Origin of the sequence: Citrobacter sp. H12-3-2 (assembly GCF_009649895.1) — a bacterium.
Lineage (GTDB): Bacteria > Pseudomonadota > Gammaproteobacteria > Enterobacterales > Enterobacteriaceae > Citrobacter > Citrobacter portucalensis.
Genome location: NZ_CP045837.1, coordinates 218,961 through 241,977, shown reverse-complemented (window position 1 = coordinate 241,977; position 23,017 = coordinate 218,961). Strand labels below are relative to the sequence as shown.

18 protein-coding genes are annotated in these 23,017 nt (G+C 52.7%); 10 read left to right on the top strand and 8 right to left on the bottom strand.

All coding sequences use genetic code 11. The features are described 5' to 3' along the window. Positions 1-138 precede the first annotated feature (138 nt). Positions 139-1,338, top strand: coding sequence for an NAD(P)/FAD-dependent oxidoreductase (locus GHC22_RS01140; protein WP_153752064.1), 1,200 nt, complete (start codon positions 139-141; stop codon positions 1,336-1,338). A gap of 289 nt (positions 1,339-1,627) precedes the next feature. Here the strand turns inward: GHC22_RS01140 and rsmJ are convergent, their stop codons facing one another. After that, positions 1,628-2,377 (bottom strand): 16S rRNA (guanine(1516)-N(2))-methyltransferase RsmJ, encoded by a 750-nt coding sequence (rsmJ, locus tag GHC22_RS01135; RefSeq protein ID WP_003827462.1) that lies wholly within the window; start codon positions 2,375-2,377, stop codon positions 1,628-1,630. Between the two features lie 134 nt (positions 2,378-2,511). Continuing rightward, entirely contained in the window at positions 2,512-4,554 is a 2,043-nt protein-coding gene (prlC, locus tag GHC22_RS01130; protein ID WP_153752062.1) for an oligopeptidase A, read from the bottom strand. Positions 4,555-4,762: 208 nt separating this feature from the next. Here prlC and GHC22_RS01125 point away from each other — a divergent pair, with 208 nt between their 5' ends. Both GHC22_RS01125 and gorA read left to right on the top strand, forming a co-directional pair. Continuing rightward, positions 4,763-5,605: a 23S rRNA (adenine(2030)-N(6))-methyltransferase RlmJ gene (locus tag GHC22_RS01125; RefSeq protein WP_003827459.1), complete on the top strand. Its 843-nt coding sequence runs from the start codon at positions 4,763-4,765 to the stop codon at positions 5,603-5,605. 104 nt (positions 5,606-5,709) lie between these two features. After that, positions 5,710-7,062: a glutathione-disulfide reductase gene (gene gorA / locus GHC22_RS01120; protein WP_057068834.1), complete on the top strand. Its 1,353-nt coding sequence runs from the start codon at positions 5,710-5,712 to the stop codon at positions 7,060-7,062. Positions 7,063-7,104: 42 nt separating this feature from the next. Here gorA and GHC22_RS01115 read toward each other — a convergent pair whose 3' ends face one another. Then, a complete protein-coding gene (locus GHC22_RS01115) occupies positions 7,105-8,499 on the bottom strand; it encodes a cytochrome-c peroxidase (protein WP_008786400.1) in 1,395 nt (464 codons plus the stop codon). 426 nt (positions 8,500-8,925) lie between these two features. Between GHC22_RS01115 and GHC22_RS01110 the strand changes: the two genes are divergently transcribed. Further along, the gene (locus GHC22_RS01110) at positions 8,926-10,575 is read left to right on the top strand and encodes an alpha,alpha-trehalase (RefSeq protein ID WP_003827453.1); all 1,650 of its coding nucleotides are present in this window, start codon (positions 8,926-8,928) and stop codon (positions 10,573-10,575) included. A 27-nt stretch (positions 10,576-10,602) separates the two neighbouring features. Here the strand turns inward: GHC22_RS01110 and GHC22_RS01105 are convergent, their stop codons facing one another. Continuing rightward, complete coding sequence (locus GHC22_RS01105; protein ID WP_153753950.1) at positions 10,603-12,192, bottom strand: STY4199 family HEPN domain-containing protein; 1,590 nt, start codon at positions 12,190-12,192, stop codon at positions 10,603-10,605. Between the two features lie 167 nt (positions 12,193-12,359). Between GHC22_RS01105 and GHC22_RS01100 the strand changes: the two genes are divergently transcribed. Then, positions 12,360-12,899, top strand: a complete 540-nt coding sequence (locus GHC22_RS01100) for a GNAT family N-acetyltransferase (protein WP_153752060.1) — start codon at positions 12,360-12,362, stop codon at positions 12,897-12,899. 86 nt (positions 12,900-12,985) lie between these two features. Continuing rightward, positions 12,986-13,336 carry a lysozyme gene (locus GHC22_RS01095; protein ID WP_153752058.1) on the top strand — a complete coding sequence of 117 codons (351 nt, stop codon included), beginning with the start codon at positions 12,986-12,988 and terminating at the stop codon, positions 13,334-13,336. 15 nt (positions 13,337-13,351) lie between these two features. Here GHC22_RS01095 and GHC22_RS01090 read toward each other — a convergent pair whose 3' ends face one another. Then, a complete protein-coding gene (locus GHC22_RS01090) occupies positions 13,352-13,957 on the bottom strand; it encodes a response regulator transcription factor (RefSeq protein WP_003827446.1) in 606 nt (201 codons plus the stop codon). A 371-nt stretch (positions 13,958-14,328) separates the two neighbouring features. Then, a complete protein-coding gene (locus GHC22_RS01085; RefSeq protein ID WP_032945309.1) occupies positions 14,329-15,087 on the bottom strand; it encodes an SDR family NAD(P)-dependent oxidoreductase in 759 nt (252 codons plus the stop codon). Between the two features lie 119 nt (positions 15,088-15,206). Between GHC22_RS01085 and GHC22_RS01080 the strand changes: the two genes are divergently transcribed. The 3 genes from GHC22_RS01080 (at position 15,207) to GHC22_RS01070 (ending at position 18,836) form a co-directional block, all read left to right on the top strand. After that, complete coding sequence (locus GHC22_RS01080; protein WP_008786405.1) at positions 15,207-16,106, top strand: LysR family transcriptional regulator; 900 nt, start codon at positions 15,207-15,209, stop codon at positions 16,104-16,106. Between the two features lie 71 nt (positions 16,107-16,177). After that, the gene (yhjD, locus tag GHC22_RS01075) at positions 16,178-17,179 is read left to right on the top strand and encodes an inner membrane protein YhjD (protein ID WP_020996065.1); all 1,002 of its coding nucleotides are present in this window, start codon (positions 16,178-16,180) and stop codon (positions 17,177-17,179) included. 334 nt (positions 17,180-17,513) lie between these two features. Then, complete coding sequence (locus GHC22_RS01070; RefSeq protein ID WP_003023312.1) at positions 17,514-18,836, top strand: MFS transporter; 1,323 nt, start codon at positions 17,514-17,516, stop codon at positions 18,834-18,836. An 83-nt stretch (positions 18,837-18,919) separates the two neighbouring features. Here GHC22_RS01070 and GHC22_RS01065 read toward each other — a convergent pair whose 3' ends face one another. Both GHC22_RS01065 and pdeH read right to left on the bottom strand, forming a co-directional pair. After that, a complete protein-coding gene (locus tag GHC22_RS01065) occupies positions 18,920-20,980 on the bottom strand; it encodes an AsmA family protein (protein WP_153752056.1) in 2,061 nt (686 codons plus the stop codon). Positions 20,981-21,058: 78 nt separating this feature from the next. Next, positions 21,059-21,826 carry a cyclic-guanylate-specific phosphodiesterase gene (gene pdeH / locus GHC22_RS01060; RefSeq protein WP_008786408.1) on the bottom strand — a complete coding sequence of 256 codons (768 nt, stop codon included), beginning with the start codon at positions 21,824-21,826 and terminating at the stop codon, positions 21,059-21,061. 230 nt (positions 21,827-22,056) lie between these two features. Between pdeH and GHC22_RS01055 the strand changes: the two genes are divergently transcribed. Then, positions 22,057-22,986 carry a sugar kinase gene (locus GHC22_RS01055; RefSeq protein ID WP_008786409.1) on the top strand — a complete coding sequence of 310 codons (930 nt, stop codon included), beginning with the start codon at positions 22,057-22,059 and terminating at the stop codon, positions 22,984-22,986. Positions 22,987-23,017: the final 31 nt, after the last annotated feature.

The following is a 23,017-nucleotide window of genomic DNA, read 5'->3' as shown; positions in this document are numbered from 1 at the left end:
TTAAATACATGTTTATCAAACAGATAATCAAAAAACACCACCCTTTGAGGCAAAAAGGATCTCGATCGCATTGCAATTCATAACTACGACAAATAAAATCCGAGTAAATAAATCGTAGTCACCAGTGAGAAAACCCCAATGCGTAAACAAATTCTGATCGTGGGCGCCGGCTTTGCCGGTATGTGGGCAGCATTAAGCGCCGCACGACTGGCGGATAAACATCAGCAGGCCATTGATATTACAGTAATTGCGCCACAACCGGAGCTGCATGTCCGCCCACGATTTTATGAAAGCGCCGTTCATACGCTGGTCGCACCACTGCAACCGCTATTTGACGTTACCGGCGTCAACTTCCTGCGAGGTCACGTCGAGCAAATCCTCCCGGACTCTAAAGAGGTGAGCTGGAAAGATGCCAACGGTGACACTCATCTGCATCGCTATGACCGCCTGGTGCTCGCCAGCGGAAGTCACGTAAACCGCGATACCGTCGCCGGTGCCGCCGAGCACGCGTTTGACCTCGACCAACTCGAGAGCGCCGCCGTACTGGAGCAGCACATTAACAATCTGGCATTACAACCGGAAAGTGAGGCTCGTAATACCGTGGTGGTCTGTGGTGGTGGTTTCACCGGGATAGAGATGGCGCTGGAATTACCGGGTCGTTTGCGCGAAATATTGGGCGCGGATGCTAAGACCAGAGTTGTCGTAGTTGAACGCGGTGCTCAGCCGGGCGGACGCTGGAGCCAGGAATTACGTGACGTGATTATCGAAGCCTCTGCTGAACTGGGCGTCGAGTGGCTGGTCAATGCGGAAGTAGAGTGTGTGGATGCCTCCGGCGTCACGCTGAAAGATGGGCAGGTGATTGCCTCTCAGACGGTTATCTGGACCGTCGGCGTGCAGGCTAATAGCCTGACAGCACAGATTAACGCCCCGCGCGATCGCCAGGGCCGTCTGCATGTGAATGCCAATCTGCAGGTTGTGGGTCACGATGATATCTACGCCACTGGCGATGTGGCCTATGCCGCCACCGACGACAAAGGCAACCATGCGCTGATGACCTGCCAGCACGCTATTTTGTTGGGTAAATTTGCCGGTAATAACGCTGCGGCGGACCTGTTAGACGTAGCGCCATTGCCATATCGTCAGGAAAACTACGTCACCTGCCTGGATCTTGGTGCCTGGGGTGCGGTGTATAGCGAAGGATGGGATCAACAGGTGAAACTGACGCGCGCAGAAGCGAAGAAGCTGAAGGTGTCGATTGTCAGCGAGCTGATTTACCCACCGAAAGCAGACCGAGCAGTAGCATTTGAGATTGCCGACCCGCTGGCACCGTTTGTTTAATAGGTTATGCCGGATGCGGCTAACGCCTTATCCGGACTACAAACCACGCACAGCCGTATGCCTGATAAGCGCAGCACATCAGGCAGCACAGCGCACCAAGCCGGATGCGGCTAACGCCTTATCCGGCCTACAAACCACACGCTGCCGTAGGCCTGATAAGCGCAGCGCATCAGGCAGCACAGCGCACCAAGCCGGATGCGGCTAACGCCTTATCCGGCCTACAAACCACACGCTGCCGTAGGCCTGATAAGCGCAGCGCATCAGGCAGCACAGCGCACAGATCTACAAACTATGCTGTCCCAGCGTAGATATCAAACCGATGCCCTTTCGTGACTACCGCATTCGGCGTGGCGACATCCGCCAGCGGCGGCGCGTAATCTGGGCGCTTCACCACCACACGTTTGGTGGCCAACTGACGCGCAGGCTCCAGCAGCCCATCCGCATCTAAATCCGGCCCCACCAATGACTGAAACACCCGCATTTCTTTTTTCACCAGCGCGCTTTTCTGCTTATGTGGAAACATCGGATCGAGGTACACCACCTGCGGGCGCGGCGTGATATCGGTTAACGCCGTCAGACTCGACGCATGGATCAGCTGTAAACGTTCCTGCAGCCACGGACCGATTTCCGGGTCGGCATAGCCGCGCGCCAGGCCATCATCAAGCAGCGCCGCCACGACCGGATTACGTTCCAGCATTCGTACGCGGCAGCCTACCGAGGCCAGTACAAACGCATCGCGCCCCAGCCCTGCGGTTGCATCGACCACATCCGGCAGGTAATCGCCTTTAATGCCAACCGCCTTTGCCACCGCTTCACCGCGTCCACCGCCAAATTTGCGCCGATGGGCCATCGCACCGCCCACGAAATCCACGAAGATACCGCCGAGTTTGGGTTCATCACGTTTGCGCAGTTCCAGATGTTCCGGCGTCATCACCAGCGCCATCAGGTTATCTTCATCGTGTTCAAGTCCCCAGCGGGCGGCAAGAACAGATAAGGCGCCGTCTCCGGCGCCTGTTTCATCTACTAAGCAGATTTTCAATTCCGCTTTACCCTAAATAATTCGAGTTGCATCAAGACAACAAGTGAAGGAATCCCTGGGAACGTACAAATAGTACGTGACCAGGGTGAGTAAGCGCAGTTGCCGAAGAGGCAGCTTGAAGTATGACGGGTAAATCAGCCTTTGATCCCGTAATGCTCCAGCATTGCATCCAGCTGTGGCTCGCGGCCACGGAAGCGCTTGAACAGTTCCATCGGCTCTTCAGAACCACCACGGGTGAGGATGTTATCGAGGAACGATTGTCCGGTTTGACGGTTGAAAATCCCTTCATCTTCGAAGCGAGAGAAGGCATCTGCCGCCAGTACGTCTGCCCACAGATAGCTGTAGTAACCCGCTGCGTAGCCACCAGCAAAAATGTGGCTGAAGGCATGCGGGAAGCGGCCCCACGTTGGGCCCGGCACCACGGCGACCTGTTTTTTAATTTCCGCCAGCGTCTCGAGGATTTTAGCCCCTTGCTGCGGGTTAAACTCCGCGTGCAGACGGAAATCAAATAGACCGAACTCCAGTTGACGCAGAATAAACAGCGCTGCCTGGTAGTTTTTCGCCGCCAGCATTTTATCCAGCAGTTCCTTCGGCAGCGGCTCACCGGTCTCAAAGTGACCAGAGATAAACGCCAACGCTTCCGGCTCCCAACACCAGTTCTCCATAAACTGGCTCGGCAGTTCGACCGCATCCCATGGCACACCGTTGATACCGGAAACGCCCGCGGTTTCAATACGAGTCAGCATATGGTGCAGACCATGGCCGAACTCGTGGAACAGGGTGATCACTTCATCGTGGGTAAACAGCGCAGGTTTACCGTTCACCGGACGGTTAAAGTTACAGGTCAGGTAAGCGACCGGCTTTTGCAATGTGCCGTCTGTCTTGCGCATCTGGCCGACACAGTCGTCCATCCACGCCCCACCGCGTTTGTGTTCACGGGCATACAGATCAAGATAGAAGCTGCCGCGCAGCTCGTTGTTTTCGTCGTACAGCTCGAAGAAACGAACTTCCGGATGCCAGACGTCAACATCGGTGCGCTCTTTGGCGGTGATGCCATAAATACGTTTAACCACTTCAAACAGACCGTTAACGGCTTTGTTTTCCGGGAAGTAAGGACGCAGCTGCTCGTCGCTGATGCTGTAGAGGTGCTGTTTTTGTTTCTCGCTGTAGTAAGCGATATCCCACGGCTGCAGCTCATCAACACCAAATTCCGCTTTCGCGAAGGCGCTCAGCTGAGCCAGCTCTTTCTCACCCTGCGGACGGGCACGTTTCGCCAGGTCAGTCAGGAAGTCGAGTACCTGCTGCGGGTTCTCCGCCATTTTGGTAGCCAGAGATTTAAAGGCGTAGCTCTCAAAGCCCAGCAGTTGTGCCAGTTCGTGGCGCAGCGCGAGGATCTCTTCCATTATCGGGCTGTTGTCCCATTTGCCCGCGTTTGGCTCCTGGTCAGATGCGCGCGTGGAGTATGCACGATACATCTCTTCACGCAGCCCCTGGTTATCACAGTAGGTCATCACCGGCAGGTAGCTTGGGATATCCAGGGTTAACAGATAGCCTTCCTGCTCTTTGGCTTCAGCCTGCGCTTTTGCGGCGGCCAGCGCGCTTTCCGGCATCCCGGCAAGTTCCGCTTCGTCGGTCACCAGCTTGGTCCAGCCCATCGTAGCATCGAGGACGTTATTGCTGTACAGGTTGCCGAGCTCAGACAGGCGGGTGGCAATCTCACCATAGCGCTGCTGTTTTTCCTTCGGCAGACCAATACCAGAAAGCTCAAAATCGCGCAGCGCGTTATCAACCGCTTTTTTCTGTGCGGTGTTCAGGGTGGCGTAATGATCGCCATCACGCAGGTCGCGGTACGCTTTGTACAGGCCTTCATGTTGTCCAACCCAGGTGCTGTATTCAGACAGCAGCGGCAGCGTTTGTTCGTAGGCTTCACGCAGTTCCGGGCTGTTTTTCACCGAATTCAGGTGACTAACCGGAGAGAAAATACGCCCCAGCACATCGTCGACTTCTGCCAACGGCTGGCAGAGATTTTCCCAGGTGTACGGTGCGCCCTGCGCAACCACTCGCTCAACATTTTCACGGCAATCGTTCAACGCCTTAGTGACGGCAGGCACAACGTGCTCTGGCTGAATTTTAGAAAACGGCGGCAGTTCGAAGGGAGTCAGCAATGGATTGGTCATTAGCGCGGTCCTGTTGAAAAGAGTGAATGAAGCGCGTATCCGGCGCTGTGCATATTAATTTGTACAATGGGGTTAAGTGTAGAGGATTTCAATGCTAACCGTGATGGAAAGACGCCCGGTGACGCTACGCTTACCGGGCCTACGGGTAATCCGTGTCGATCTGCTGTAAACTGTGGCAAATCGTCATTTCAGCGGAATTTCATTACCCATGCTCAGTTATCGCCACAGTTATCACGCAGGCAACCACGCCGACGTCCTTAAACACACCGTTCAGAGCCTGATCATTGAATCGCTCAAAGAGAAAGAAAAACCGTTTCTTTATCTGGACACCCATGCTGGTGCTGGCCGTTATCAGCTGAGCAGTGAGCATGCCGAACGCACCGGTGAATACCTGGAAGGGATCGCGCGTATCTGGCAGCAGGACGATTTGCCTGCCGAGCTGGAACCCTACATTGGCGTAGTGCAGCACTTCAACCGTAGCGGTCAGTTGCGCTACTACCCAGGCTCTCCGTTAATTGCTCGCCAGCTGCTGCGCGAACAGGACAGTCTGCAATTAACTGAACTGCACCCGAGCGACTTCCCTCTGCTGCGCGGCGAATTCCAGAAAGATGAGCGCGCTCGCGTGGCCAAAGCCGATGGTTATCAGCAGCTGAAAGCAAAATTACCGCCGGTTTCCCGTCGTGGGTTGATCCTTATCGATCCACCCTACGAAATCAAAAGCGACTACCAGGCAGTAGTGACCGGTATTAACGAAGGCTACAAACGTTTCGCGACCGGCACCTATGCGTTGTGGTATCCAGTGGTTCTGCGCCAACAAATCAAGCGCATGATCCACGATCTCGAAGACACCGGCATCCGCAAGATTCTGCAAATTGAGCTGGCAGTACGCCCGGACAGCGATCAGCGCGGCATGACGGCATCCGGCATGATTGTGATTAACCCACCGTGGAAGCTGGAGCAGCAGATGAACAACGTCCTGCCGTGGTTGCACAGCAAACTGGTTCCGACAGGAACCGGGCATACTTCCGTAAGCTGGATAGTACCGGAGTAATCGCAGCCATCGGTGGAACCTTTTAATATCAGGTATACAATCGCGAATATTTTGGCGGATGGCGTAACGCTTCTCCGCCCTACAATGAACATAAAGGAGCGGTCATGACCAAGCACTATGATTACATCGCTATTGGCGGCGGCAGCGGCGGTATTGCCTCCATTAACCGTGCAGCAATGTACGGTCAAAAATGCGCACTGATTGAAGCCAAAGAGTTAGGCGGCACCTGCGTTAACGTTGGCTGCGTACCGAAGAAAGTGATGTGGCATGCCGCACAGGTCCGCGAAGCGATCCACATGTACGGTCCGGATTACGGTTTCGACACCACCATCAATAAGTTCGACTGGGATAAACTGATCGCCACGCGTACCGCTTATATCGATCGTATTCATACCTCGTACGACAACGTGCTGGGCAAAAATAATGTCGATGTGATCAAAGGCTTTGCCCGCTTCGTTGATGCAAAAACCGTTGAAGTGAATGGTGAAATCATCACTGCCGATCATATTTTGATTGCCACTGGTGGTCGCCCGAGTCGCCCGGCTGTCCCTGGCGCGGAATACGGCATTGATTCTAATGGTTTCTTTGAGCTGCCAGCGTTACCTGAACGCGTGGCTGTTGTTGGTGCAGGCTACATTGCCGTTGAGCTGGCTGGTGTGATTAACGGCCTGGGTGCCCAAACGCACCTGTTCGTACGCAAACACGCGCCGCTGCGTAGCTTTGACCCGATGATCGTCGACACGCTGGTTGAGGTGATGAACGCCGAAGGCCCGACTCTGCATACTCACGCGATTCCAAAAGCGGTTGTTAAAAACGCTGACGGCAGCCTGACCCTGCAACTGGAAGATGGTCGTAGCGAAACGGTAGACTGCCTGATTTGGGCGATTGGTCGTGAGCCAGAAACGGACAACTTCAATCTGGCTGTTACCGGCGTGAAAACCAACGAAAAAGGCTACATCGTCGTTGATAAATTCCAGAACACCAGCGTGCCGGGTATTTATGCCGTCGGCGACAATACCGGTGCCGTTGAGCTGACGCCGGTTGCCGTTGCCGCGGGCCGTCGCCTGTCCGAGCGTCTGTTTAACAACAAGCCGGACGAGCATCTGGACTACAACAACATCCCGACCGTGGTCTTCAGCCACCCGCCAATTGGCACCGTGGGCCTGACCGAGCAGCAGGCTCGCGAACAGCACGGCGATGACCAGGTGAAAGTGTATAAATCATCGTTTACCGCGATGTATACCGCTGTTACCACACACCGTCAGCCGTGCCGCATGAAGCTGGTTTGCGTTGGTCCGGAAGAGAAAATTGTCGGTATTCACGGTATTGGTTTTGGAATGGATGAGATGCTGCAAGGCTTCGCGGTCGCGCTGAAAATGGGCGCAACCAAGAAAGACTTTGATAACACCGTTGCGATTCACCCAACGGCGGCAGAAGAATTCGTTACCATGCGTTAAGCAATAAATAAACCGGATGGTGCTTTGCCATCCGGTTTTCTCTTATTTACCCTGCATATATGGCGTATACACGCCGTTTAAGCTTTCGAGGAACGCCACGATATCGTCGATATCTTCCTGCGGCAGTTCTTTACCCACCTGATAACGCAGCATCAGTTTTACCGCACCATCGAGCGTAGGCACATCACCGCGATGGAAATAAGGCGCGGTCAGCGCAACGTTACGCAAGCCCGGGACTTTTTGACGCAGCTTGTCACGTAATTCATTAGTGACGTTCATGCGGCCAATATCTGCGGCAGTGACCTCACCGAAATTAAAGTCCTTTTTCAAACCCAATGGCTCAAATGAGCGCCCGCCTAAAATAATACCGCCATGACAGGTCGCACACTTATTATCTTTAAACAATTGATAGCCATGTTTCTGCTGAGCAGTTAACGCCGCTTCATCGCCGCGTAGCCATTTATCAAACGGCGAATTTGGCGTAATTAGCGTTTTCTCAAACTCAGCAATCGCATCGGTAATATTATCCCCGCTGAATCCCTGCGGATAAACCGCGATAAACTCTTGCTTCAATTGCGGATCTTTATCCAGTTTCTGGATAATTTCATCCCAGGATTTAGACGCCATTTCGATAGGGTTCAACGGCGGGCCGCCTGCCTGCGCCTGCAATGTTGGCGCACGACCATCCCAGAATTGTTCAACGTTGAAGACCGAGTTAAACACCGTCGGCGCATTAATCGGGCCAACGGCGCCACCTACGCCGATCGACGTTTTCCGGCCATCCACGCCGCCTGCATTCAGGGCGTGGCAATGCGCGCAAGAAATCGTGCTGTCACCTGAAATACGCGGGTCGTGGTAAAGCGTAAAGCCAAGCGCTACTTTGCGGGCATCGGTTGGGATGCTTTCCGGTATCGGTTGTACCGGTTCATTACGATGCTGCGCGGCGGTATCGTTACTGGCGTAATACTGCTCACGCTGTTTCGCAATCCAGCCCAGGATCTCGGCTCGCTCCGTATCGCTGACCTTCCCGGCCCAGTGCAGCGCGGTATATCGCGTTGGCGGCATGGTGTCGTACTGCATCACCCATTCAATTTTATTCAGGTCGCTTTGCGAAACGGGTTTATCTGCGACCAGCGCCGCACGAACGGCTTCAAGATTGAATGATTTGTATCCCAGTTGAATGTCGTAATTCATCAACTGCTTAGCGACAGGAAAAGAAGAATAGAAAGGTAATTCAGCTGAAGGCGTGTGACAATAATCGCATCCTTTTTCGCGTAAAAATCCTAATACCTTATTATTTTCTTCCAGCGTAGAGGCCTGAACATCAGCCTGTTTGCTACGTTGATTATCGTGATACCACACATAACCGGATAATCCAAAATAACAAATCACGATGCCAGCTATGGCAATCGCGGTAAGACGGGTAATGATTTTCATTATTTTACCCTCACCGTTGTGAGTTATTGTGACCCAGAAAAATTAGAATAATTAATGCACAGTCTTTGTCAGACCTGACCATCATAGGAAATGAGAGAATTACTATTTTGATAAGTATCAAGCAATTACATGGGGGAGAACTATCAATAGAATAGCCTGCGCCTATTATAGAGATAAGGCGTTACCTGTCTCTGTTCACACCTCGTTGCAATCGAATGCTCTGAAAATGGAATATATTCAGATTATGCAGAACTTTGAATTATCCATTATTTTCATTGGGATAGTCTGATTTTTAAATTTTGCTCAGCATTAAAACGTGATCAACCGCACGCTTTACTCACCCGACACCGAAGCGAATGTCTACGCTTAACTGACGACCGGGCAATAGCCTTAATCTTTCAACGTCCATCGGAGGTCTTTCTCATTATGCTCAACCAGAAACTACCCCACGCCCCTTCTGAAGAAATGACGATCGACATCGATCTGCTTTATGAAATGGATCCGTGCGAGTTAAAGCTGGATGAAATGATTGAGGCGGAGCCTGAGCCGGAGATGATTGAAGGACTTCCCGCTTCAGATGCGTTAACCCCTGCCGATCGTTATCTCGAACTGTTCGAACACGTCCAGTCATCCAAACTGTTTGCGGATAGTAAAACCTTCCCAGATTGTGCGCCCAAAATGGACCCGCTCGACATTTTAATTCGCTATCGCAAGGTTAAACGCCATCGGGACTTCGATCTGCGACGCTTCGTCGAGAACCATTTCTGGCTCCCGGAAACGCCCTCCAGCGAATACGTTTCTGACCCGGAAAGTTCGCTGAAAGAACATATCGATCAACTGTGGCCGGTGCTGACTCGCGAGCCGCAGGATCACATTCCCTGGTCCTCGCTGCTGGCGTTACCGCAGTCATACATTGTGCCAGGCGGGCGTTTTAGCGAAACCTACTACTGGGATTCCTACTTTACCATGCTGGGTCTGGCAGAGAGCGGCCGCGAAGATCTGCTGAAATGTATGGCAGATAACTTTGCCTGGATGATTGAAAACTATGGTCACATCCCGAATGGCAACCGTACTTACTATCTGAGTCGCTCACAGCCGCCCGTTTTTGCCCTGATGGTGGAGCTGTTTGAAGAAGATGGTGTACGCGGCGCGCGTCGTTACCTTGATCATCTAAAAATGGAGTACGCCTTCTGGATGGATGGCGCCGATTCCCTGGTACTCAACCAGGCCTACCGCCACGTGATCAGAATGTCGGACGGCTCTCTACTTAACCGCTATTGGGACGATCGTGATACGCCGCGCGATGAGTCATGGCTTGAAGACGTCGAGACCGCCAAGCATTCGGGTCGCCCGCCCAATGAAGTGTATCGGGATTTACGCGCGGGCGCGGCTTCTGGCTGGGATTATTCATCGCGCTGGCTGCGCGACGCAGGCCGCCTTGCCAGCATACGCACCACGCAGTTCATCCCAATTGACCTGAACGCATTCCTCTACAAGCTGGAAAGCACTATCGCCAATATTTCCGCGCTGAAAGGTGACAAAGAAACGGAAGCGCTGTTTCGCCAGAAAGCCAGCGATCGTCGTGATGCGGTAAACCGCTATCTCTGGGACGATGAAAACGGCTGCTATCGCGATTACGACTGGCGGCGCGAACAAATGGCCCTGTTCTCTGCCGCCAGTATTGTGCCGCTGTATGTCGGTATGGCAACGCATGAACAAGCCGATCGGCTTGCTAACGCAGTTCGCAGTCGCCTGCTCACGCCCGGTGGCATTTTAGCCACGGAGCATGAAACCGGTGAGCAATGGGATAAACCCAACGGCTGGGCGCCGCTGCAGTGGATGGCGATCCAGGGCTTCAAACTGTACGGTGACGACCATCTCGGGGATGAAATCGCCCGTAACTGGTTGAAAACGGTGAATCTCTTTTATCAGGAACACCACAAGCTTATCGAAAAATACCACATAGCTGACGCCGCGCCGCGCGAAGGCGGCGGCGGGGAATATCCGTTGCAGGACGGCTTTGGCTGGACCAATGGTGTGGTGCGCAGACTCATCGGTTTGTATGGCGAACCCTAGCGGCTGACGGTCTGAGTCATCAGGCTTTCAGTTAATCGCATCGTACAGCTCGGCGTGAATTTTCTGCCATTTCTTGTTCTCAGGGCTTGGCTGGGCGCGAACACGCAGCTCGGCCTGCTCAAGATCATATTGCTGACGCGCAACGACCGCAGGCACGGAACAAAAACTTTGCAGATAACTTTTATGCAGCGAAGTGAGCGATGCCCCATTCGACATCGCATGGCTGAGCGTAGTCATAAACTGTCGGCATGGTTTGCTTTCATCCATCTGCGAAGGGTAACGCAGCAGCAGTCTCAACACCTCAGTATTGCCCGCCGAAAATGCCTGCTCCGTCCACGCCAGCTTCCAGTCCATCCCGCCCTGCAGGAACAGTGACGTCACGCGGGTGTCATTGCGATCGATAGCCGCCCGCATGTTAAAGGCATCCCAGGTGATGCCCATTCGGGTCACCGCCTCCCGTGCGCTGGGGGCATCGCGTCGCGGTTCCTCCTGCACAATTTCAACGGATTGTCCGGAAGACGTCTGTGGCGCTGGCGAAGTAAATAACCAGAACGCACCCAGCGAAATCGCCAGCACCATCACGCCGACCGCTACCCACAACATGCCGGAAATCAGCTGTTCACGTTCTTCCGCCGTGCGCTTGGCCCGCTTTTCCGGCGGATCAATACTGTCTGCGATTTCATGCTTATCGCCTCCCGCTTGCTCGTCTTTTTGCTTTGCTGTTTCCCAAAACTGGCGGACCATGGCCTCATCAGATTCCAGATACGACGCAGGATTAATGCGCGTACGCCGTTCTTCAAATGCCCGTTGCACAGGATGAGTTATCTGTCGGTACTGGTAGTCCAGCAACATCAGTTGTACCGACGTCAGCGGCTGCTGCGCGATAACGCAGTTACGAGCCAGGCGGCAATCATCCAAAAACATGCGTAGCGTGATACGCGGCTCAACAAATGACATGAGCACCGAAGTATCGTTAAAAATCTGCGTAAAGTGGCGAACGAATAATTTCTTATCGACGACCATCAGCGCCAGCTCGCTAAACATCATACCGTCCAGCGCATCTCGTCCTTCGCCCAACTTTAGCCAGCGACGCAGACGTTCACCACCAAAGTGCTGTTTCAGAAAGCTGTTGAGAGGATGTTGATCCGGCCATACCCGTGCAATCAGAGATTTGAGGGTTAATTCTATTGCGCGAAGTTGACGCTGCGCCCGCATCTGAGCATCCGGCTCCACAGGTGCAATTTCGGTTTGATACTTCAGGATGGGCTGTTGCTGGCGTAATTGTTCCAGAGAAGCCACAAAGCGCAGCGCTGAAATCAGCTGGTTTTCACTGACGTCCTGGCCATTTTCATATTGGGGTACACTCTGTTGAAGATGACGTAGCCGCAGAGTGAACTGGCTCAATTGCGCATCATTCATCTGCAACCGTCTGGCGACAGCCCCCCAGCCGCCCAGATTCAGTCGTGCCTGATCCAGTTGTTCGAGAAACCACCGTGGGTCTTTGCCTTCTGCGGCATGTACGCCTAGCAGCAGTAATATTTCTACCGACGCCTGGCGGATAATCCCCAGACAATGTTCAAAGGGTGTACATGTCGCTTGTAACGCGCTATTGGTCATCATCTTCCCTAAAAGGACCCAAAACGTGAGGCCTCACCATGGTATGTAATTATCTTTTTTAAACGCAACGTTGTGCCGATGTAGACTAGAACACATTCATATAGCAAATAAATAAGTTTTACAGTGACTTCCGCACAATCATTGAAAATTATTCTGGAGATAAGCCTGTGCCTGTACTGCAAACATCACGTCTGCTCTGCCGCCCACTGACAGAAAATGACTGGACGTTCTTCTTAACGCTACAGCAGAACCCAGATGTGATGCGCTTTGTCGCTGACGCACGTACTGAAGAGGAAATACGGACAGCCTTCGACTCCCGCCTGCCTGAATGGTATCCCGGCAGCCCACACTGGCTATGTCTGCTCCTGTGCGATAAGACATCGGGAGCACCGCTTGGTGTGACCGGATATATTCAGAATAACAATGAATGTGCCGAGGTTGGCTTTCTGCTCGCCCCACAGGCACAGGGTAAAGGTTATGGCGCTGAATCTCTGCATGCCGTGTGTGAATACGCTTTTGCCAGCGGCGGTCTGCGGCGGCTAACCGCCTGTGTCACCGCAGGAAACGAAGCCTCACGGCGTCTGTTGGAAAAGGTCGGGTTCATTCATGAAGGCACGCTACGCGCAAGCTACTGGATACATCAAACCTGGCACGATGACTGGATTTTTGGTCTGTTAAAACAGGAATATCAGCCGCCCACGGCATAGGTCGTTTTGCGGTAAATACTGGCTGTCAGGCAACTAGCGTAACGGCGTGTTTTTTTTAGAATAGGTCTCTTTGCACAGAGATGATTATGCCGCTGCGTTCGACGCATTTCACGCCCGCCTGTATTGCATTTATTAAGCAATGGCAGGGCCTGTCGCTGGAAAAGTATCAGGACAAAAATGGCATCTGGGTCATTGGCTACGGGCACGAAATCTCCGCCAATGAATCCTTTGACACCCCAATTACGGTGATGCAGGCAGAAACATTACTGCTCGCAGATATGAGTATCTGCGAGGCATTCATCCATAAGGAAATGACGCAAATAAAAGACAGGTTTCAGCTGGAAGTATTAATTTCGTGGATATTCAGCGTGGGAATTAGCCAATTTTGCGCTAAAAATATCTGGCCAGTGTCTATTTCACAGCCAGAAACATTCTGACCGTGAAATATGTTCCTAGTAAATGGTGTTGTTTAACATCATTGCCGCCTGCGTGCGGTTTTTTACCTCCAGGCGCTGGTACAACGATTCAAGATGGGCTTTTACCGTTCCGGTACTGATATTTAACAGTCGACCAATTTGTTTATTAGATTCTCCGGCGGCCAGCATGGTCAAAATCTCCCGCTGACGTGCGCTGAGCAATCTGATATTTTGCCCACCGCTTTCGGTAGCGGTTATGCAGTCTCTGGGGATAAACATCATACCCATCGCGACGCTATTGAGAGCCAGCGTAAAGGTTTCCGCGTCAGAATCGCGCGGAACAATGGCCAGCACGTTCAGTTTAGTGACCTCTTGCAGCCATTTTTTACGGCAGTCCGTTGCGGTCACCAGCACCTTCACCATCGCAAAGCGCTCTGCTATCTGTTGCAGCAAGCTACAGCAGAACTCAGCATCAAGGTCGCCATCCAATATAACTAATGCCTCGGGTTTATCTTCCAGCGTCAGCCAAAGTTCATCTGCCTGACTGACACCCTGAACATCCACTCCTGGAATACGTTGCTGCAAACTTACATTCATTCCATGAATAAATATTGACTGCCTGTCAAACATTACTACCTGCATTATTTATCTCCATCCGAATAGGATATTAGCCTTAACATGCGGAAGGGTATTACCCATAGGGTAAAATAAGAAGTCACCATTTGGCGGGGGGCCATTTTACCGATAGACGGAGAAGAAAGAAGCAGAAGTTATGAATAGTTACAGCTCAACCCGAAGGATCATACAAAGGAACAAAAACAGGTTCGAAAACTAGGGAAAGTCTTAATATTTGACGCTCATGATAAGACAATGAATATTAATTAATATGATTTTATATTTTTAGCTAAAAATAAGATATCTACGACAATGGATAAATCTGTTACAAAATACAATCTAGCATTAAGTGCTTATTCAACGCATGCCGTGACCTGTTGAATAAGCACCTTATGGGTTTACAGGAACATTCCGCCGGATACCTCGATACGCTGTGCCGTCATCCAGGCCAGTTCATCGCTAAGCAGCGCAGCAATGGCATCGCCGATATCATCCGGCAAACCAACGCGTCCCAGCGCCGTTTGCGATGCAATGTACGCATTCAATTGCGCATTATCCCGCACATTTCCGCCGCTAAAATCCGTTTCTATTGCGCCTGGCGCAATAATATTCGCCGTTATGCCGCGCTCTCCCAGCTCTTTTGCCTGATAACGGGTTAACACTTCCATCGCACCTTTCATGGCTGCGTATGCGCTGTAACCCGGTAGCGCAAAGCGGGCAAGTCCGGTCGAGACATTGAGGATGCGACCACCTTTATTCATCAGCGGTAGCAGGCTCTGCGTCAGGAAAAAGGGGCCCTTAAAATGGATGTTCAAAAGTTGGTCAAATTGCGCTTCAGTAAATGCCGGATACGGTGCGTTAATGCCGATTCCGGCATTGTTCAATAAATAATCAAACACGTTACTTTGCCACTGCGTTTGTAACGTTCCCTGCACCTGTTGAACAAACTGAGGGAATGTAGAAATATCACCGACATTCAACGGTAATGCCGCTGCTTTACCGCCAGATTGGCGTATTTCATCCACAACCTGCTGCGCTTCTTTTTCATTACTGTTCCACGTCAGGATAATACCGATTCCTTTACTCGCCAGCTTCAGCGCCGCGTTTTTACCGAGTCCACGGCCGCCGCCAGTCACCAATGCGATACGTTGCGTCATAAGAAACCTCATTTCAGGTGTTGTGAAGATTGAGACAAAGCTTATTAGGTGATAGAAGAACAATAAATACTGCTAACTGCGCATTACTGTTTCATTTAGAACAACAATAGGGCATGAGAATGGATAAAATTCACGCAATGCAGTTGTTCATCCGCGTCGCAGAACTGGAGAGCTTTTCGCGTGCCGCAGACACCCTCGGACTTCCTAAAGGTAGCGTATCGCGCCAGATCCAGGCTCTGGAAAATCATCTGGGCACGCAGTTGTTGCACCGCACAACACGCCGCGTTCAGCTCACGCAAGACGGCATGATCTATTACGAACGCGCGAAAGATCTGTTGAGTAATCTGGATGAGCTGGATGGGTTGTTCCATCACGATCCGTCCAGCATCAGCGGCAAGCTGCGCGTTGATATGCCGGTCGGTGTAGCAAGAAACCTGGTGATGCCCCGCTTACCGAGCTTTTTGCATCAGTATCCAGGCCTGGAACTCGAACTCAGCAGCAGCGACCGTCTGGTGGATTTGATCCGCGAAGGTTTCGACTGTGTGGTACGCGTGGGTACGCTGAAAGATTCAGGGCTGATTGCGCGCCCGCTGGGGAAACTCACGCAGATTAACTGCGCCAGCCCGCAATACCTCGCCCGCTTTGGTTATCCGGAAAATCTGGAGGATCTTGCCTCGCATGCAGTGGTGCATTACTCGGTCAATTTGGGAACGCGTGCGCAAGGTTTCGAAGTGGCGACAGAAAACGGCACGCAATGGGTTAAAACCGGCGGCATGCTAACGGTAAACAGTACCGAAACCTATCACGCAGCATGCCTTGCCGGTCTGGGCATTATTCAGGTGCCGCGCGTTGGCGTGCGTGATGCCCTGCGCGCCGGTACGCTGGTCGAAGTGTTGCCGCAATATCGCGCCGAGCCAATGCCAGTCTCTTTGCTTTATCCGCATCGGCGCAACCTCTCCCGCCGGGTACATCTGTTTATGGAATGGCTGACTGGCGTGATGAAAGACTATGTGGATTAGTCCATTTTTCAGGATGCGCCCCTGAGCAGGCTATAATGTCATGAGTGAACAAAATAAGGACAACCGATCGGATGACGCAGGAACAAGACGCAAAACACCCTACGCCAGAACATAAATCAGCCTCCGCCTCGCCGGAGAAAAACGCTAAAGCGAACCAGGCGCTGAAAACCGCGCTGACCTTCGCCGATAAAATTCAACGCCAGCCCATCATCGCCCATCTTATTCGTGCCGCAGAGCGGTTTAACGATCGTATGGGAAATCAGTTTGGCGCCGCCATTACCTACTTCTCGTTTCTGTCGATGATCCCAATCCTGATGGTGTCGTTTGCCGCCGCGGGTTTTATTCTCGCTTCGCACCCTACGCTGTTGCAGGATATCTTCAGCAAGATTCTGCTGAACGTCAGCGATCCGACGCTCGCCTCTACGCTGAAAAACACCATCAATACCGCCGTTCAGCAGCGTACGACCGTAGGTTTGGTTGGGCTGGGTATCGCGCTCTATTCCGGCATTAACTGGATGGGGAACCTGCGCGAAGCGATTCGTGCCCAGTCGCGGGATGTTTGGGAACGTACGCCGCAGGATCAGGAAAAAATTTGGGTCAAATATCTGCGTGATTTTGTTTCCTTGATTGGCTTACTGGTTGCGCTGATTGTTACCCTGTCCATTACCTCTATCGCCGGTTCCGCCCAGCAGATGATTATCTCTGCGCTGTATCTCGACGGTATCGAATGGCTGAAGCCCGCCTGGCGGCTGATCGGCCTGACCATCTCTATTTTCGCCAACTACCTGCTGTTCTTCTGGATTTTTTGGCGGCTACCGCGTCACCGACCGCGTAAGAAAGCGCTCATACGCGGTACCTTTATCGCGGCGCTGGGGTTTGAAGTCATCAAAATGATCATGACGTATACGCTGCCATCACTGGTGCAGTCGCCGTCGGGCGCGGCATTTGGTTCCGTGCTTGGACTGATGGCGTTCTTCTACTTCTTCGCTCGTCTGACCCTGTTTTGCGCAGCCTGGATTGCCACGGCGGAATACAAAGACGACCCGCGTATGCCGGGGAAAACACACCGCTAATCTTTGTTAACTGGCCGGATGGGGCTGCGCTGATCTGGCCTACGGGAGAGTTTTGTTGGCCGGATAAGCGCAGCGCCATCCGGCAATTATAATGCCGCCTGTTCTCACTGATTTAGTGAATAAATCCAACCCGTAACTTTTATTTAACCAAAAACCAGTTTTATCATCCAAGCTTTAAATTGTGTGAAGCATTTCATGGAAGTGAAATCTCAAGCCTAAAAATTATCCCCTTTTTGCTCCATTTTTGACCGATCTCAAAGTTTGTTACAGATTGAAATGTCTCTTTTGCTGTGCGTAATATGACCTTTCGTTCGGCCAAAAATAAGAAAATATTATGCAAGCAACAGCCACAACACTCGACAACGAACAGGAACACACCCCGGTCAACTCGCGCAATAAAGTTGTCGTCGCCTCGCTCATTGGCACCGCCATTGAGTTCTTCGACTTCTATATTTACGCCACCGCCGCGGTAATCGTGTTTCCCCATATCTTCTTCCCGCAGGGGGATCCGACCGCGGCTACGCTACAGTCCCTCGCCACTTTTGCTATCGCCTTTGTGGCCCGACCAATCGGTTCCGCGGTGTTCGGACATTTCGGCGATCGCGTCGGCCGTAAAGTCACGCTGGTTGCTTCACTGCTTACCATGGGGATCTCGACAGTCGTCATTGGCCTGCTGCCGGGCTATGAAACTATCGGCATTTTCGCCCCACTGCTGCTGGCGCTGGCGCGTTTTGGTCAGGGTTTAGGTCTGGGCGGTGAATGGGGCGGCGCAGCGTTGCTGGCGACGGAAAACGCACCACCGCGCAAACGCGCGCTGTACGGATCATTTCCTCAGCTGGGCGCGCCTATCGGTTTCTTCTTCGCCAACGGTACCTTTCTGCTGCTCTCCTGGCTGCTGACCGACGAACAGTTCATGAGCTGGGGCTGGCGCGTACCGTTCATCTTCTCCGCGGTGCTGGTGATTATCGGTCTGTACGTCCGCGTTTCATTGCATGAATCCCCGGTTTTCGCCAAAGTAGCCGCGGCGAAAAAACAGGTGAAAATCCCGCTGGGTACTCTACTGACAAAACATGTTCGCGTGACGATCCTCGGCACGTTCATCATGCTGGCGACCTATACGCTGTTCTATATCATGACCGTCTATTCGATGACGTTCAGTACCGCCGCAGCGCCTGTAGGGCTTGGCCTGCCGCGTAATGAAGTGTTGTGGATGCTGATGATGGCGGTCATTGGTTTTGGCGTCATGGTGCCGGTGGCGGGCCTGCTGGCCGATGCGTTTGGTCGCCGCAAGAGCATGCTCATCATCACCACGCTGATCATTCTGTTTGCGCTGTTTGCCTTTAAACCGCTGCTCGGCTCTGGCAATCCGGTGCTGGTGTTCGCCTTCCTGTTGCTGGGCTTAAGCCTGATGGGTCTGACATTTGGCCCGATGGGCGCACTGCTGCCGGAGCTGTTCCCGACCGAAGTGCGCTACACGGGGGCGTCGTTCTCATACAACGTTTCGTCGATTCTCGGCGCATCGGTTGCCCCATACATCGCTGCATGGTTGCAGGCGAATTATGGTCTGGCGGCTGTTGGTACGTATCTGGCATCGATGGCGGCATTGACGCTGATTGCACTGCTGTTGACCCACGAAACCCGCCATCAGTCGTTGTAATTCTTTTGCCGGATGCGGTGTAACCACCTTATCCGGCCTACGTTGAGTATGAAATCCAGGCCGGATAAACATCCGGCCAGACATCACTTCTTCATCTGCGACAGGATCGTCCGGCACTGATTCGCGTCACCCTCTGACGGCGAAATCAGCGCCAACAAGGCCGCCGCAGGAGTAACTAACGTGGCTAATGCGGCAGCAACCGCACCGCGCGCAATCAGCGGTCCGGCCTTCACGCCAGCCTGCGGATTCTTAAATGTGCCGCGAACATACAGCGGCGAACGCAGAGTAATAATACGAATCCCTTTGCTCTCCGGATCGATGGTTAAATCCAGTTGCTCCGACGCAAAGCTTGCCGTACCAGTGACATTGATGACTGCGTTTTCCGTGTCGAAAGCAAAAATCTGCGGACGCGCCACGCCGTTAACAATATCCAGATTCGCCGCCGCGCAGTTCACCCGCACTTCGTCATCACCAAATATCTGCCCGACAAGATAGTTCCCCAGATTCAAGCCCACAATTTCCATCAGATTCCGGCTGATCAAGCCGTCATTCATCAGCAGTTTCAGGTTGCCATTGCTGTTACCCAGCAGCGCCGCTACCGAGTTTCCACTTCCGCTAAACCGGGCGTCCCCGTTCATTTCACCGAGCGTTTTCTGCATCAGTTCCACATCGGGCATCAGCGCTTTTAGCTTCAGCCGCCGCGCCTGAATATCCGCCTGCCCCCGCATCGGCTTTTTATCCCCTTCCAGATGGATGCTGGAGACAATGCTGCCTCCCGCAAGACCAAATTTCAGCGGTTGCAGGCGCAGGTCAGCATTTTTCAGGATGATATGAGTGGAGAGATCGCTGATCGGCAGGCTACTGCCATGCTCAATACGCCGTCCTTTGAAACGCACGTCAGCGTCCATCACGTTCCATTTATCGGTTTCAAAACGGTCATACGGCAAGACCTTGTCCGCTGGCTGAATGCTCTTCTCACCTTTGCGCTGTTCAGATTGTTTTGCCCGTTCCGCCCCTTTGCCTGAATCCACCCCGATCAGCGGCCCCAAATCGGCCAGCCTCAGCTGGCGTGATTCCACATCGCCCTTCAGCATGGGTCGCGGCTTACCGGTGGTATAGGCCAGCGTTCCGTGAATATCGCTGTCGCCAATGCGGCCATTGAAATCGCGATAATCAAAAACAGAGGATTTTTCCGGGTCAATTTTCGCCACCAGACGTCCGTCGGTTTCAAACGGCGGCGTATCCGGGAGCAGTACGCCGGTCAAATCGTACAAATCCCCTAGCGAATCTCCCGAGAATTTAAGCCGCAGATCCGCCCCGCCCATATTCATCGGATCGTTTATCGTGCCGATAAACGCTACGCGCGTATTGCCCGAACGGAAATCAGCCTGAATCGGGAAAGGCGTATCTTCGCCACGCAGCGCCAGCATTCCGCCTATTTTTCCGCTACCGCTTAGCGGTTCGCCGTTATATCGCCCTTGCGCTTTCAGCCTAAACACGTAGTCCTCGACGCGGGCGTTGCTCTCTTTACCTTTTGCGCCGGTCACTTCGCTAAAGGGTAACGGTTTACCCAGCGGATCGACCAGGATCTCAATCTCCGACTTCGTCACCTTATCGTTAATGGCGATACGTCCCTGGTCGAACAGAATGTTATCCAGCCGGAAAGACCATGCTGATGGCGGCGCATCAGGATCGCGGTTTTCGTCCCCAGCTAAGTTAAAGGTCCAGTTATTGTTTTTCTCCGACAGGCGGATCAGCCGCGCATCGGGTTTGACCAGCTTGACCCACGGGAGCCAGACGGTTTTTGTCAGCAGTGCCAGCGGGGCGAGCGTAGCTTCAACACGCGGAAGATGCACCATGGTGACGTCGGGAATGTCCGGCGGGTTGCCGAGGATGATATCTTCAGCATGAACATGCGGCCACGGAACCCAGCTACGCCAGCCAGTTTCCTGCTTCTGGCGTTCCCAAACCACGCCCAGGTCACCCCGTATAGCAAAGGGCCGGTTGAGTTCTGTAGAGACTTTCTGGTTGATGGTCGGTTTGAGCCGGTTCCAGTCAAATGTCGCAATCACAATAATGAGTACGACGATCAACAACAAGAAAACCCCTATTACTGAAGTGGTTATTTTACCTGTTCTCGTCATGTCTAACCTCCTTACTTCCTTCCTTGCCTGTCCTAAAGATAGTCCAGCAGGATGAAAAGGAGGTGCACTACGCCCTCATCAAAGCGACAGGATCACCTCTTCAAGCGTATCCAGAGGCACTGGACGAGAGAGAAAATAGCCTTGCGCAGCGAAAGCCGGTGAGTTTTGCACATCGCGCCACTCTTCCAGCGTTTCAACGCCTTCGACAATGACACCGCGGCAATAGCGGTTCATGAGCTGCAATAGTAGTGTGAAGAGATTACGTCCCTCCGGCGTCTTGCGCAGCATGACGAACAGATCCCGCGCCACTTTGATATAGTCATAACTCACTTCACTAAGCGCCGAGAAGTTCGCCATTCCGGTACCAAAGTCATCCAGCCAGAGCGGGCCGAACTCGCACATTGAGGCGAACGACGACCCCTTCGGCAAGCGGATATGTTCCACCAGCTCAAAACGCAGCCACGGCAGGCCTTCAATGATTTTCAGGATTTCGGGATCCTGACGCATCGCAATGAGTGTTGGTCCATCGACATTCACTGAAGCCAGCAGGTTGTTGGCTCTGAAAAAGCCCCCTTTCAGCTCAAGCTGCAGAAGTTGCTCTTTCACAACATCAACACGATGCCGTACAGCCACTTCAGCAAAATAGCGGTCTGGTGCAATACGTTGGGAAGGGTTATCAGGATGGCTCACGACGGTCAGCAGTTCAACGGCCATCAGCCTTCCGTTGGTCTGGTAAATTGGCTGGTAGGTGTAAGCACGCTCGCACTGCAGCCAATAGCGTCTTTCCAGCAAGCTTTCAATACTCGCATCGGGCGTAATGAGCTGCTGGGTAACCTGCTTTATCATCTGAGATGTCCTGTAAATAAGAGTGTGACTGACCGGACTCGTCAAAGGTTATCGGCGCTCAGACGAAGAACTTTACATTCAGCTGTGCGCAAAAATAAAAACTAAGCGGCAAAAACAACGCAGAACACGTGCTGGCTCAAAAAAATAATGGAACGATGTTTTAATATAGTTGACCACTTAACACCCACAGCGCACACTAACGCTAATTTTTTTCAGAGCAGGTTACGACTATGTCCAGAAAGATTGCCGTGATTGGCGAATGCATGATTGAGCTGTCACAGAAAGGCGCTGACGTTCAGCGCGGATTCGGTGGCGACACGTTGAATACATCCGTTTATATCGCCCGTCAGGTCGATGCGGCGGCACTTTCCGTACACTATGTGACTGCACTGGGTACCGACAGTTTTAGCCAACAAATGCTGGAGTCCTGGCAGGGTGAAAACGTAGACACTTCATTAACTCAGCGCATGGAAAACCGCCTGCCAGGTCTCTACTACATTGAGACCGACAGCACTGGCGAGCGCACCTTCTATTACTGGCGTAATGAAGCCGCCGCAAAATTCTGGCTGGAGAGCGAGCAGTCTGCCGCGATTTGCGAAGAACTGGCGACATTTGACTACTTGTATCTGAGCGGAATCAGCCTGGCGATTTTAAGCCCGGCAAGCCGTGACAAGTTGCTGTCATTGCTGCGTGAATGTCGTGCCAACGGCGGAAAGGTCATTTTTGACAATAACTACCGCCCACGTCTGTGGAGCAGCAAAGAAGAAACCCAGCAGGTGTATCAGCAGATGTTGGAATGCACCAATATCGCATTCCTGACGCTGGACGATGAAGACGCACTGTGGGGTGAAAAACCCGTTGCCGAGGTGATTGCCCGTACTCACGCAGCTGGCGTTCAGGAAGTGGTAGTGAAGCGCGGCGCAGACTCTTGCCTGGTTTCCATTGCAGGCGAAGAACTGATCGACGTTCCGGCCGTTAAATTGCCGAAAGAGAAAGTGATCGATACCACTGCGGCCGGAGACTCCTTCAGCGCCGGGTATCTGGCGGTCCGTCTGACCGGTGGCGATGCCGCCGAAGCCGCAAAACGCGGCCACCTGACGGCAAGCACCGTCATTCAGCATCGTGGGGCGATTATCCCCCGCGACGCCATGCCGCAATAATTTATTGTTCCTGTAGGCCGGATAAGGCGTT

Coding starts and splice junctions, on each gene's coding strand:
- GHC22_RS01140 (WP_153752064.1), top strand. CDS start 139: ATGCGTAAACAAATTCTGATCGTGGGCGCCGGCTTTGCCGGTATGTGG.
- gorA (WP_057068834.1), top strand. CDS start 5,710: ATGACCAAGCACTATGATTACATCGCTATTGGCGGCGGCAGCGGCGGT.
- GHC22_RS01080 (WP_008786405.1), top strand. CDS start 15,207: ATGGATAAAATTCACGCAATGCAGTTGTTCATCCGCGTCGCAGAACTG.
- GHC22_RS01070 (WP_003023312.1), top strand. CDS start 17,514: ATGCAAGCAACAGCCACAACACTCGACAACGAACAGGAACACACCCCG.
- GHC22_RS01055 (WP_008786409.1), top strand. CDS start 22,057: ATGTCCAGAAAGATTGCCGTGATTGGCGAATGCATGATTGAGCTGTCA.
- GHC22_RS01125 (WP_003827459.1), top strand. CDS start 4,763: ATGCTCAGTTATCGCCACAGTTATCACGCAGGCAACCACGCCGACGTC.
- GHC22_RS01090 (WP_003827446.1), bottom strand. CDS start 13,957: ATGCAGGTAGTAATGTTTGACAGGCAGTCAATATTTATTCATGGAATG.
- GHC22_RS01105 (WP_153753950.1), bottom strand. CDS start 12,192: ATGACCAATAGCGCGTTACAAGCGACATGTACACCCTTTGAACATTGT.
- pdeH (WP_008786408.1), bottom strand. CDS start 21,826: ATGATAAAGCAGGTTACCCAGCAGCTCATTACGCCCGATGCGAGTATT.
- GHC22_RS01095 (WP_153752058.1), top strand. CDS start 12,986: ATGCCGCTGCGTTCGACGCATTTCACGCCCGCCTGTATTGCATTTATT.
- GHC22_RS01115 (WP_008786400.1), bottom strand. CDS start 8,499: ATGAAAATCATTACCCGTCTTACCGCGATTGCCATAGCTGGCATCGTG.
- GHC22_RS01110 (WP_003827453.1), top strand. CDS start 8,926: ATGCTCAACCAGAAACTACCCCACGCCCCTTCTGAAGAAATGACGATC.
- GHC22_RS01065 (WP_153752056.1), bottom strand. CDS start 20,980: ATGACGAGAACAGGTAAAATAACCACTTCAGTAATAGGGGTTTTCTTG.
- yhjD (WP_020996065.1), top strand. CDS start 16,178: ATGACGCAGGAACAAGACGCAAAACACCCTACGCCAGAACATAAATCA.
- GHC22_RS01085 (WP_032945309.1), bottom strand. CDS start 15,087: ATGACGCAACGTATCGCATTGGTGACTGGCGGCGGCCGTGGACTCGGT.
- prlC (WP_153752062.1), bottom strand. CDS start 4,554: ATGACCAATCCATTGCTGACTCCCTTCGAACTGCCGCCGTTTTCTAAA.